The organism is Peribacillus frigoritolerans (assembly GCF_040250305.1).
In the GTDB taxonomy this organism is placed as follows: Bacteria; Bacillota; Bacilli; order Bacillales; family DSM-1321; genus Peribacillus.
The window spans coordinates 565,449-578,346 of record NZ_CP158190.1; the positions used below are offsets into that span (position 1 = coordinate 565,449).

9 protein-coding genes are annotated in these 12,898 nt (G+C 41.9%); all 9 read left to right on the forward strand.

Translation table 11 applies throughout. The features are described 5' to 3' along the window. Positions 1-422 precede the first annotated feature (422 nt). The 9 genes from ABOA58_RS02765 (at position 423) to ABOA58_RS02805 (ending at position 12,847) form a co-directional block, all read left to right on the forward strand. Positions 423-2,171, forward strand: coding sequence for an ABC transporter ATP-binding protein (locus tag ABOA58_RS02765; RefSeq protein ID WP_350301109.1), 1,749 nt, complete (start codon positions 423-425; stop codon positions 2,169-2,171). Next, a complete protein-coding gene (locus tag ABOA58_RS02770) occupies positions 2,146-3,936 on the forward strand; it encodes an ABC transporter ATP-binding protein (protein ID WP_350301110.1) in 1,791 nt (596 codons plus the stop codon). Before ABOA58_RS02765 ends, ABOA58_RS02770 begins: the two co-directional genes overlap by 26 nt. A gap of 362 nt (positions 3,937-4,298) precedes the next feature. Next, on the forward strand, positions 4,299-6,353 hold the full coding sequence (locus ABOA58_RS02775; protein WP_350301111.1) for a carbon starvation CstA family protein: 2,055 nt from the start codon (positions 4,299-4,301) through the stop codon (positions 6,351-6,353). A gap of 13 nt (positions 6,354-6,366) precedes the next feature. Beyond that, complete coding sequence (locus tag ABOA58_RS02780) at positions 6,367-6,570, forward strand: YbdD/YjiX family protein (protein ID WP_133351748.1); 204 nt, start codon at positions 6,367-6,369, stop codon at positions 6,568-6,570. Positions 6,571-6,874: 304 nt separating this feature from the next. Next, a complete protein-coding gene (locus ABOA58_RS02785) occupies positions 6,875-8,089 on the forward strand; it encodes an ammonium transporter (protein ID WP_350301112.1) in 1,215 nt (404 codons plus the stop codon). 15 nt (positions 8,090-8,104) lie between these two features. Then, positions 8,105-8,467, forward strand: coding sequence for a P-II family nitrogen regulator (locus ABOA58_RS02790; protein WP_063235326.1), 363 nt, complete (start codon positions 8,105-8,107; stop codon positions 8,465-8,467). 571 nt (positions 8,468-9,038) lie between these two features. Then, positions 9,039-9,689 (forward strand): LytTR family DNA-binding domain-containing protein, encoded by a 651-nt coding sequence (locus ABOA58_RS02795; RefSeq protein WP_133351753.1) that lies wholly within the window; start codon positions 9,039-9,041, stop codon positions 9,687-9,689. 130 nt (positions 9,690-9,819) lie between these two features. After that, positions 9,820-11,346 carry an acetyl-CoA hydrolase/transferase family protein gene (locus tag ABOA58_RS02800; RefSeq protein ID WP_350301113.1) on the forward strand — a complete coding sequence of 509 codons (1,527 nt, stop codon included), beginning with the start codon at positions 9,820-9,822 and terminating at the stop codon, positions 11,344-11,346. Between the two features lie 394 nt (positions 11,347-11,740). Next, on the forward strand, positions 11,741-12,847 hold the full coding sequence (locus tag ABOA58_RS02805; protein ID WP_289348694.1) for an AI-2E family transporter: 1,107 nt from the start codon (positions 11,741-11,743) through the stop codon (positions 12,845-12,847). The last annotated feature ends 51 nt before the right edge of the window (positions 12,848-12,898 follow it).

The following is a 12,898-nucleotide window of genomic DNA, read 5'->3' on the forward strand; positions in this document are numbered from 1 at the left end:
ATGTAAATTTAATAGTTGAAAAAAATAATCCCCGGCTGCCTAATATGCTTCCAACGTGAATAAATTACTTGAATAAAGAGGGGGCAATATTCTAGTGACTTGCATTCGCTAATGAGCATATAATTTTACTAGGCACAGAGAAGCCGGGGCGACATTGTATCTATGTACAATATCAAAAGGGTACGATAAGAGAATATCGTAATTGCTTATCAAATTTCAGAGATCAATAATGAAATTGAAAATCATTATCAATTAGAATTTTCGCTTATTTCCTGTTATTTGTCAAGGGTATTTATAAAAAAAATTCAAGATATTTACCAATGCTTTAAAACAGTTAAAATCTTTTAAAAAATCTGTATAAAAATGTATAATGAGAGGATGAAAAGATGCTATTTACATATGGAGAATCGAAGGTGTCATAGATGAAAAAATTGTCCTCATTTCTTAAGCCTTACTGGCTTTTGATCATTCTTGCTTTATCCTTAATGATTGTCGAGCTCGGGGTAGAGCTGTTACAACCTTTATTTATAGCAAAAATAATTGATGATGGCATTTTGCAGAAAGATTTATCGGTGGTGATTAAATGGGGAAGTGTCATGGTTGGGCTTTCTGTTTTTTCATTTCTTGGCGGGATTGTTAATTCCTTTACGGCATCACATGTAAGTCAAAGCTTTGGACATGATGTCAGGAAAAGCCTTTTTGGTAAAATACAGGCGTTTTCTTTTGCGAATTTGAATAATATCCCGACTTCCTCGTTGATAACAAGGATGACGAATGATGTGACCCAACTTCAAAATACGGTTTTTATGGGCTTGCGTATCATGGCGAGGGCGCCATTGATCGTAATCGGCGGAGCGATAATGGCTATTGCGGTCGATTTGAAATTATCCCTTGTTTTGGTCATTTCAATTCCGGTTCTTGTTTTCTTCTTGGGATGGGTTATGAAACGGGCGGCTAAGCTGTTTAAGCTCGTCCAGAAAAAACTCGATAATGTCAATGGTGTCATGAGGGAAAATCTGATAGGCATGCGCTTGATCAAAGCTTTTCTTCGTAAGGAGCATGAAATCGGCCGATTTGATGATGCGAATGAAGAGTTGAAAAGAAAGACTGTGTCTTCCCTTCGTTTAATTGAAACGACGATGCCTGTGCTGATGCTGGTCATGAATGTGGCGATTCTGATCATTCTCTGGCTTGGAAGTGAATTTATAACAACGGGAGATATACAGGTAGGGGAAGTTGTGGCGATTGTCAACTATGCCACGAGGATTGCGGCATCCCTTTCCGTTTTTTCATGGCTGATCATGGTCATTTCCCGTGCAAAGGCTTCAGCGGAACGTGTGACGGAAATATTTGAAACCCCGATAGATATTGATGAAGGTAAGGCGGTAAGCAAGAGTGGGGCCGTCAATGGGGGAGGCATTAAGTTTCTGGATGTATCTTTCCGCTATCCTGGAACCGAAACCCCGATATTGAAAAACTTGACCTTCTCCATCGATCCGGGAGAATCGCTTGCCATCATAGGAGCGACAGGATCAGGGAAAACATCACTGTTTCAGCTGATTCCGAGATTATACGAAGTTGAAAGCGGCTCCATTCAAATTGATGGCCAGGATCTGAAAGATATTCCCTTGAATTCGCTGCGGAACAGGATCGGCTATGTACCGCAAGAGGCCCTGCTATTTTCAGGTACCATAAAAAATAATGTCGCTTGGGGAAAAGAAGGTGCCTCGATGGAGGAAATCATGGCTGCAGCCATGCATGCTCAGGTCCATGAGACTGTAATGAAACTTCCGAAGCAATATGAAACCCAGTTAGGGCAAAAAGGAGTGAATCTGTCGGGAGGGCAAAAACAGCGCTTATCGATCGCAAGAGCATTGGTGCGCAAACCGAAGATTCTCCTTCTGGATGATAGTACAAGTGCGCTGGATTTGAAGACGGAAAGTAAATTGCTTGCCGCTTTAAAGGGCTATACATGCACAACGCTCATCATTACACAAAAAATCAGTACAGCCATGGAGGCTGACAAAATCTTGTTGCTGGAAAGCGGTCAAGTCCTTGCGCTGGGGAAACATCAGGATTTGATGCAAACAAGCGATCTTTATCGAAAAATCGTTCACTCACAGTTTGGGGAGGAGGGGATTTCGCTTGAGTCGAAGAATATCTCCCGATAAGGCAAAGTCTAAACCGGTCAACTCCTGGAATACGATAAAAAGGATCATTCCCTACTTAGCAACGAATAAAAGCCTGCTATTTTGTGTCCTTTTCATGGTTCTGATAAGCTCGGTTTTGGGATTGCTTGGCCCCTTTCTTGTTGGGATGGCCATTGATGATTATATTGTCACAAGAGATAGCGGGGGGCTGATCAGCCTTCTTTTCGGACTTCTCGGAGTCTATATATTCTATTCCCTATCCATGTGGCTTCAGAATTATTGGATGATCGGAATCGCGCAGGATACGGTTTATGAAATGCGCAATCAATTATTTAAAAAGCTTCACCAGCTGTCCATTCCCTTTTTTGACCGGCGTCAGCATGGGGAATTGATGAGCAGGGTCACGAATGATATAGAAAATGTCAGTTCCACTTTGAATAGTTCCGTCATCCAGATTTTTTCAAGTGTGCTGACACTGGTCGGGACGATTGGAGTTATGCTATATTTGAGCCCTTTATTAACCGTTTTAACCTTATTCATCGTTCCTCTCATGTTCTTCGGTCTGAGGTGGATAACGAACAGGACGGGAAAGCTTTTTAAAGCACAGCAGAAGAACCTTGGAGAACTGAACGGGTTTATAGAAGAAACGATTTCCGGACAACGGATCGTAAAGGCTTTCTCACAGGAAGATAAAGTGATCCGTGATTTTATCATCCGGAGTGAAAATTTAAAGAAAGCCGGATTTCTATCACAATCATACTCAGGGCTGATTCCAAAACTGATGAATTTACTGAACAACTTAAGTTTCACGGTAATAGCCGCTGTCGGCGGATTTTTGGCGCTGAGTGGCATAGGTACGGTTTCCATCGGGGTAATTGTCATCTTCACCGAGTACTCAAGGCAATTCACCCGTCCGCTCAATGACCTGGCTAACCAATTCAATACACTCCTCTCAGCTGTTGCCGGCGCTGAGCGGGTTTTCGCCATACTTGATGAAAAAGAAGAGGAAGTGGATGAGAAACAGGCTTCTGAACTTCGTGATGTCCGCGGTGAGGTGGACTTTGAGGGTGTTTCCTTTTCGTATAATGATGAAGAGCAAACGATATATGATGTTAGTTTCCATGCAAAAAAGGGGGAGACCATCGCGCTTGTAGGTCCCACGGGGGCAGGTAAGACCACGATCATTAATCTTCTTGCCCGTTTTTACGAGCCGAACAGCGGCCGGATATTGATTGATGGCCAGGATATCCAACAGGTGACGAGGTCCAGTCTCCGTAAGCATATGGGCTTCGTTTTACAGGATTCCTTCTTGTTTCAAGGTACGATTCGTGAAAATATCCGCTACGGCCGGCTGGAGGCAGAAGATGAAGAAGTGGTGAATGCAGCCAAGCTTGCCAATGCCCATTCCTTTATCATGAAACTGCCAGATCGATATGATACCATCTTGAATCAAGATGGCAGTGGAATAAGTCAGGGGCAGCGCCAGCTATTATCGATTGCCAGGGCAATTTTAGCCGATCCCATTTTATTGATTTTGGATGAAGCGACAAGTAGCATAGATACGATAACCGAGCTTAAAATCCAGGAAGCATTACACCGCTTGATGGAGGGAAGGACAAGTTTTGTCATTGCCCACAGATTGAATACAATTCAGCAAAGTGATCAAATCCTTGTACTTGATGAAGGAAGGATCATTGAAAAAGGATCCCATGATGAATTGTTGCGGCAGAGGGGTTTTTATTACGATCTAAACCTCAGTTCATTAAGGGAAAATCAGATAGGATAAAGAAAAAATGTGTGCCATCAGGCGCACATTTTTTGTGTTGGTCCCATAACAAGGACAACTTCCGTTTCATTTAATGATGCTCAAAAAGGGATTTTTTACCTGGTGCGATTTTTATAAAGAATGTGTGAATTCATAAATGCATATTGGTGGGATAATAGGTAATTATCGACAAAATAATGGAAAACACTTTACAAATTGACTAAATTGCTATTGCTAATAAACCTTATGGTAACATATAATTCAGAATATATATAAAATTCTTTAAATTTAATGGGTACGGGGAGAAATATAGCCCTGGCCCCTTATAAATGAAGGTTTTTTATAGTTGCATACTAGATCAATAGAGAGGAGATGGAAAAAAAATGAAAGCGCTTAAGTCGGTTATTCTTTGGGGGGTCATATCTGCATTGGGTGCGGTGAGTTTTGGTTTCGTCGCGCTAAACCGGGGGGAAAGCATCAATGCCATGTGGATTGTCACTGCGGCACTCTGTGTATATTCAATTGCATACCGCTTTTATAGTAAATTCATTGCACGGAAAGTGTTTGAGCTAGATGACAATCGCCAGACTCCATCGGAAGCGAATAATGATGGGAAAGATTATGTCCCTACAAACAAATGGGTGTTGTTTGGCCACCATTTTGCAGCAATTGCCGGAGCAGGACCTCTCGTAGGTCCCATCCTTGCAGCGCAAATGGGATATTTGCCAGGGACGCTATGGCTTGTAGTCGGAGTTGTATTGGCTGGTGCCGTACAGGATTTCATCATTCTCTTCGGTTCGATGCGCCGAAACGGCAAATCTTTGGGAGAGATGATCAAAGAGGAGATTGGCCCGATTACAGGCTTGATAGCGATGATCGGTATTCTCGGTATCATGATCATTTTATTAGCGGTACTTGCCCTGGTTGTCGTAAAAGCGCTGGTGGGCAGTCCGTGGGGGATGTTCACGATTGCCTCGACGATACCGATCGCTGTTCTCATGGGCATTTACATGCGTTATATAAGGCCGGGACGGGTTGGAGAAGGATCGATTATCGGAATCATACTTTTGATGCTCGCTTTATATTTCGGCCGCTTTGTAGCCGAAAGCGCAACATTGGCGCCAATGTTCACTTTCAGCGGGGAAACGATTGCCATCATGTTGATAGTATATGGTTTCGTTGCCTCCGTTTTGCCTGTATGGATGTTATTGGCACCGCGCGATTATTTAAGCACATTCTTGAAAATCGGTACGATCATCGGACTTGCACTTGGTATCTTTATTGTCATGCCGAGCCTTGAAATGCCTGCCGTCACTCAATTCATCGATGGAACAGGACCTGTATTTTCCGGAAATTTATTCCCGTTCCTATTCATTACGATCGCTTGTGGAGCGGTATCGGGATTCCATGCCCTCGTTTCCTCAGGTACAACTCCTAAAATGATTGAACGCGAATCGCATGCACGCCCAATCGGATACGGGGCGATGTTGACTGAATCCTTTGTAGCCATCATGGCGATGATAGCCGCCTGTGTATTGACGCCAGGTATCTATTTTGCCATTAACAGCCCGGGGGCCGTTGTGGGAACGGAACCAGCGCAAGTGGCTGCTACGATATCCGATTGGGGTTTCCTTGTGACACCTGAGATGATTACCGGCCTTGCAGACGATGTTGGGGAAGAGACCATTATATCCCGTACTGGAGGAGCTCCAACCTTTGCTATCGGCATGGCTCATATCTTCTCGCAAGTGATTGGAGGGGCGTCCCTGATGGCGTTCTGGTATCATTTCGCGATCCTGTTCGAGGCATTGTTCATATTGACCACCATTGATGCAGGAACCAGGGTGGGACGTTTTATGATACAGGATATCATCGGCACCTTTTATAAACCATTTGCCGAAACGAATAAATGGCTGCCCAATATAATTGCGACTGCCATTTGTGTAATCGGTTGGGGGTACTTCCTTTATCAAGGGGTCATTGATCCTCTTGGCGGGATCAATACCCTTTGGCCATTGTTTGGAATTGCGAATCAGATGCTTTCCGCCATTGCGTTGCTGCTTGGGACGACGGTCCTTTTCAAAATGGGCAAAAAAGCGTACACATGGGTCACTCTTGTGCCCACTACATTCTTGTTGATAGTGACCATGACGGCAGGGTGGCAAAAGCTGTTCCACGAAAACCCGGCAATTGGCTTTTTAGCACATAAGGATAAATTTAAAGCGGCTTATGATAGCGGGGAAGTTCTTGCTCCGGCAGCCAATCTGGCCGAGATGAAGCGGGTTATCGTCAATGATTATGTGGATGCTGCCCTATGTGCCATCTTCATGGTCGTGGTGATCACGGTCCTGATTTCTGCCATTAGGTTATGGATAAAAGTCTTGAAGAACCAGAAAATAGATTTACATGAAACGCCTTATGTATCAAGGTCGTCATAAGGGAGGGAAGGCAATGTTGAAAAGAATAATTACAATTCTCAGCTACAGAAAGCAATTCGTCAGTTTGCTCGTCGGCGTGCCAAGTTATGATACGTATGTGGCGCATATGAGAATGCATCATCCAGAAGAGCCCGTGAAAACCAGGAAAGAATTTTTCTGCGAAGCCCAGGATGAACGGTATAACGCAAAGGGCGGGAAAGTGTCCCGTTGCTGTTAATGAATATTTATTGAAGGGTCCTCAATAGGAGGGCCCTTTTTTTAGTGGTTTTTTCAAGGTGGGACATAAGTGGAGGGTGAAATGTAACACCCATGGAGTCGTAAAGATGTGGAAAAGTAATGATTAAACTAAAAAAATCACATTTACTGGTCCTTTATTCATGGAGATGTTATATAATCTAACATTTATTAGTAAAATATAAAAATTAAGTTGAATTATTAGAAAATTAAGTATATGATAAAAAATATAACATAATAGTGTTAATAAACATAACATAAACAAAAAACAAGGGGGAAAAAACAGTATGCAAATGGCAGATTCGGTATTCATGTTTTTGGCGACAATGATGGTTTGGTTAATGACACCAGGGATTGCCCTATTTTATGGAGGGATGGTAAAAAGTAAAAATGTCCTGAATACGGCAATGCATAGTTATATGCCATTGGCTGTCATTTCGATTCTTTGGGTGCTGATTGGATATTCATTATCATTTTCACCTGGTAATACACTTCTGGGCGGTCTGGACTGGGTTGGCTTAAAGGATGTAGGCTTTGCACCTGGACCATACAGCGAAACAATTCCTCATAGTTTGTTCATGTTATTCCAAATGACTTTTGCCGTTTTAACCGTCTCGGTCATTGCAGGTGGCATTGCCGAGCGGATGAAGTTTTCAGCATTCCTGATTTTTACGATCCTTTGGTCTTTATTCGTATACGCTCCCGTTGCACACTGGGTATGGGGAGGCGGCTGGTTGGCGGAACTGGGGACACTTGACTTTGCAGGCGGCAACGTTGTTCATATTTCTTCAGGGGTTGCAGGTCTGGTTTTAGCGATCATGTTAGGTAAAAGGAAAGAGTCGGGAGACAGTGCACCGCATAATCTTCCTTTAACATTCCTTGGCGGATCATTAATTTGGTTCGGTTGGTACGGCTTTAACGTCGGAAGCGCACTGACAATCAATGAAGTGGCGATGAATGTATTCGTCAATACAGCTGTTGCAGCCGCTGCTGGTATTATAGGCTGGCTGATCGTTGAGTATATGGCTAATAAAAAGGCAACATTGCTGGGTGCGGTATCCGGAGCTATTTCTGGCTTGGTTGCCATTACACCTGCTTGCGGATTCGTAACCCCAGCCTCTTCCATCATCATCGGGGTCATTGGCGGTGCAGTATGTTTCTGGGGCGTATACTTCCTGAAGAATAAACTGGGTTACGACGATGCACTTGATGCTTTTGGATTGCACGGGATCGGCGGGACATGGGGTGGCATCGCTACAGGTTTATTCGCGACCACTTCCGTTAACGAAAACGGTGCAGATGGTTTATTCTATGGAGATTTCAACTTGTTGTGGAAGCAGCTTGTAGCGATCATTGCGACATATATCTTCGTTGCAGTGGTCACTTATATCGTTGCTAAAGTCATTAACCTTTTCATGCCGTTGCGTGTCAGTGAAGAAGATGAGTCAATGGGGCTTGATCTTACACTTCATGGAGAAAAAGCTTATCACGAATCCATTTAAGAGGGGGTTGCTCATATGTCCGAGGTTTTAACGAAAATAGAAATCATTACACGTCCGATCAAGTTTGAACAATTCAAAGCGGAACTGGCAAAAATAGGGGTAAGCGGAATGACTGTATCGGAAGTAAAAGGAACGGGTCTTCAGAAAAGTTATGTGGAAACCTATAGAGGCAGAAATCGTGAAATGTCACTACATGACAGAATGAAAATAGAAATCGTCGTGTGTGAAGTGCCAGTTCAGGATGTTGTGGATGTAGCAAGGAAATTCTTGAGTACAGGTAAACCAGGTGACGGAAAAATCTTCATTTATGAATTGGCGAATGTTGTGAATATCCGTACCGGGAAAGAAGGTCATGATGCGTTAAAAAATGACATCTGAATGTCCGGCCTAATGTGCCGGATACCGTTGATGCTAAGAAAGGGAGCTGAAAATGGGGAGACTGGTCCGAATTGTTAATGCAAAAAAACAGAAGATCGTTAATACGCTCATTTCAGAGGATGTATATCAACCTGATGACCGACCCTTTTTATTGGAATTGCCACTGAAAAATCTAGAGGAGATACTATCTCTAAGAATAAAATCCTCGTTTCAAAATCCCCGTTTTAAAAAATAATCTTTCAGCCGTTAACCTATATGGGGAGAGCGGCTTTTTTTATGCGTTCCACCCTCCGCTATGGCATTTAAATGTTAGTATATAAGGAAACTTTTTTCTTGAATCCCCCATGGAAATCGGGGAGCTTTCCAACTATAATGAATAAGAATATAAATTTAAATACGATTTTTTTGCTTTTTTCGACGCTTTTCGCTTAGTTACTTCAATTTTTCTTTAATTTTACGAAAAGAAAATTCAAAAAAATGTAAGTTTACCAAAAAACTATGAATTAATTCATGAATGCCCTGTTGAATAATAGGGAAATTATTAATATGTTCTTTTAAGAGGTGAAAGGAAATGGATCAATTTACGGTCGAATCCGTTTTAAATATCATCAGGGAATTTGTACCGAAGGATGCTTCAATTTCTGTGGCTGATTCCGAAAAATACATTTATTATCAACCGAGCAAACAAGTCGACTTAAGAATAAAACCAGGTGATTTAATCAGTGAAAACACAGCGACATATAAAGCACTGAGTGTCCGTAAAAAAATAGGGGTGCAGGTTGAAAGCAATGTATTTGGCGTACCTTACTATGGCCTGAGTGTTCCTATCATGGACCAGGGCAATCCTTTAGGAGCGGTTACGGCCATCTTGCCAACAAAGCCATTAATTTTACCGACATCATTTTTGACCATTAAAACGGAAGATCGCTGGATACCGCTTCCATATGATGAAATCATGTATCTGGAAGCTCAAAATAGGAAAACTAAAATTCAGTCCGAACGTGTGAGTGGATTTCATAAAATGAACTTAAGTGAATTGGAATTCATTTTACCTAGTGATTTATTCATTCGTGTGCATCGTTCGTACATCGTCAATATCAACTATATTCAAGAAATCCTTCCCGATTTTCATTCTACATTTTTACTGATAATGAAAGACAATTCTAAAATCCAGGTCAGTCAAACGTATGCAAGTCAATTCAGGAGGGCTTTAGGATTTTAATGATTCTCCCTTGTGTGAATAAAATGCTGGTTTATGCCCTATATAAGGCTTTTCATTCGAAAATGAATGTGACGATTACACAGGATTGGTAAAATTAAGTGTAAGAAAAGCGAAAATGGGGGTCTTTTGTATGAACGAAAGCGTTTTCAAAAAAATTCGCAATGAACAATTTAAGGGGAAAGTAGTTACAGCGGAAGAAGCAGCTTCATGGATTAAAGATGGGATGAAACTCGGTATGAGTGGATTTACCCGTGCTGGTGATGCTAAAGTTATTCCGATGGCTCTAGTTGAAAAAGCAAAAACTGAAAAATTCAAAGTTGACGTTTATACTGGTGCTTCATTAGGACCGGAAGTCGATCAACATATGGCGGAAGCCGGTATCATAAACAAACGTTTGCCGTTCCAAGCGGATAAAGGCATTCGCAATAAAATAAATGCTGATGAAGTCACTTATGTGGACCAGCATTTATCTCATACTGCTGAACAAGTTCGTCAAGGCATTGTCGGACCTATAGATTTTGCAATCATCGAAGCATTGGCGATTACGGAAGAAGGATTGATCATCCCGACAACTTCTGTAGGTAACTCAGCCATATTCGTTCAAGAAGCTAAACATGTAATCATTGAATTGAACGTGTCCCATCCAGAAGGATTGGAAGGGATGCATGATATATATACACCAGCAAAACAAGGGGAACGCGAACCGATTCCTATGACTAAAGCTAGCGATCGCCTTGGATCGATCGGTATTGCGGTTGACCCTGAAAAAGTAATGGGAATCGTCATTTCTACAGATCTTGATGCACCTTCTACAATCGTGCCTCCGGATGAAGAAACTGCAACAATCGCCAACCACCTCATTAACTTCCTTCGTGAAGAAATCAAGGCTGGCCGTTTAACTGAAAGTCTTGCTCCGCTTCAGTCGGGTGTAGGTTCAGTGGCAAATGCAGTATTCGCTGGCTTCCTTGATTCTGAATTTAAAGATTTGGAAGTTTATTCAGAAGTGCTGCAAGATGCGGTATTTGATTTAATCGATGCTGGAAAAGTTAAATTCGCTTCAGGTTGTTCGATCACATTAGCTGAAGAAAAAGGGAAGCAAGTTTACGGTGAGCTTGAAAAATACCGTGATAAACTAGTTCTTCGTCCACAAGAAATATCCAACCATCCTGAAATCATCCGCCGCCTTGGCTTGATTTCAATCAATACAGCGTTAGAGTGCGATATCTATGGTAACGTGAACTCGACCCATGTTTCTGGGACAAGAATGATGAATGGAATCGGTGGATCGGGAGATTTTGCCCGTAACTCACGCCTAGGCATTTTCGTAACGAAATCATATGCAAAAGGCGGCAAGATTTCCAGTATCGTTCCTTTCGTTTCTCATGTGGATCATACTGAACATGATGTGGATGTATTAGTGACAGAGCAAGGGATTGCAGATTTACGTGGCTTGGCACCAAAAGAGCGCGTAGAGTTAATCATAGAAAACTGTGCGCATCCTGACTACCGTCAACAGCTTCGTGCATACTTCACTGAAGCTGTTGCGCAAACGGGCGGGCATCAAACTCCGCACATTCTTGAAAAAGCATTTTCATGGCATACGAACCTAGCTAAAAACGGTACGATGCTTGAAGCGGTTCTTCAAGATCAAAAATAAGACTCAAAACCCCGCCAATACAGCGGGGTTTTTTTATTTGGGTCCGTGTCCGGTATAGGTGAAAACCCATGAATCTTTCGTCACATCAATGGAATATTGAAAGGTAAATAGATTATTTCTCCTAAGTAATTTGTATGATGTATCCTATTGATTCTTTTTCCTGCGACATATAACAGATTTAAAGTGTAAAATGATGCTTAACCATCAAAAGGATAGGGAACTGTATCTTTAGGCTTTTTTCTTTTATTTTTGTATATAATTATTCATCCAAGTTATAGAAATATGGTAAACTGCTAACAATGAATGATTATATACATAGGATTTTTCGCATTTATGATGTTGTTTCCTTAGAAATAGGGAGTTAAATAGAATTGCTTATAGTGGAGGAGATAATTTGTTCAAGCAAAAACTGCATTTTTGGACGTTAGAGTTATTACTATTGTCTTTACTTTTTTATGTTGGTACAAAGATTTCTTTTCTTTTTGAACCAATAGTCATTTTTACATCTACATTGTTCTTTCCAATCTTGATTTCGGGTTTTCTCTACTTTTTGTTCAACCCTACCGTTGATTTCCTCGTTAAAAGGAGAATGCCAAGGGGATTGGCGATTTTATTGCTTTACGTATTTTTCCTTGGGTTGATAAGTTTACTGGTCGGTCTGGTTGGCCCGTCACTTTCCAAACAGGTTACGGATTTACTCAATAACCTTCCGGATTATTTCAATCAAACAAGGAAGTTCATTGAAGATTCAGCGGAGTCAAAATGGTTTTTGTGGACGGTGGAACAAGATTATGTACCTCTGCAAGAAGTAGGGGATTCGCTGCAAAAATATTTGACGAACTTACCTAGTAATATAACGAACAGTTTAACTTCCGTTTTCAGCGTAGTGACGAATATTACTTTAGTGGTCGTAACGGTTCCTTTCATCCTGTTTTATATGTTGAAGGATGGGGATAAGCTTCCGGCCGCCATTATGAAATTCGTACCGGTTCGCTATAGAAAACCAGCTTTGACAGTACTTCAGGAAACTGGCGGGACTCTTACTACATACATACAAGGGCAGATGCTTGTTTGCATGTTTGTCGGGATCGGAACGTTCATCGGGTATTTAATCATTGGTTTGCCTTACGCGTTCTTATTCGCGCTGATTGGTGCTGTAACCAATATCATTCCATATGTAGGTCCGTTTATCGGAGCCGCTCCTGCTGTCATTGTGGCTTTGATTCATTCACCGACCGAGGCGTTATTGGTCATTCTGGTTGTAACGGTCATTCAGCAATTGGATGGTAATTTCATTTCACCGCTAGTCATCGGGAAAAAATTGAACACACATCCGCTTACCATCATCATCCTATTGCTCGTCGCGGGAAACATTGCCGGTATCATCGGCATGATTTTGGCCGTTCCGACTTACTCCGTTGTTAAAACGATTGTATTGAATATCGTTAAATTCATCAGGATCCGAAAAGAGGAAAAGCTTGAAGAAGATATATTGGAATGAAAAAACGGGCCCGACTCAATTGAGTCGGGCCCGTTTTCTTAGTGCTCCTAA

Coding starts and splice junctions, on each gene's coding strand:
- ABOA58_RS02790 (WP_063235326.1), top strand. CDS start 8,105: ATGTCCGAGGTTTTAACGAAAATAGAAATCATTACACGTCCGATCAAG.
- ABOA58_RS02785 (WP_350301112.1), top strand. CDS start 6,875: ATGCAAATGGCAGATTCGGTATTCATGTTTTTGGCGACAATGATGGTT.
- ABOA58_RS02800 (WP_350301113.1), top strand. CDS start 9,820: ATGAACGAAAGCGTTTTCAAAAAAATTCGCAATGAACAATTTAAGGGG.
- ABOA58_RS02795 (WP_133351753.1), top strand. CDS start 9,039: ATGGATCAATTTACGGTCGAATCCGTTTTAAATATCATCAGGGAATTT.
- ABOA58_RS02765 (WP_350301109.1), top strand. CDS start 423: ATGAAAAAATTGTCCTCATTTCTTAAGCCTTACTGGCTTTTGATCATT.
- ABOA58_RS02780 (WP_133351748.1), top strand. CDS start 6,367: ATGTTGAAAAGAATAATTACAATTCTCAGCTACAGAAAGCAATTCGTC.
- ABOA58_RS02775 (WP_350301111.1), top strand. CDS start 4,299: ATGAAAGCGCTTAAGTCGGTTATTCTTTGGGGGGTCATATCTGCATTG.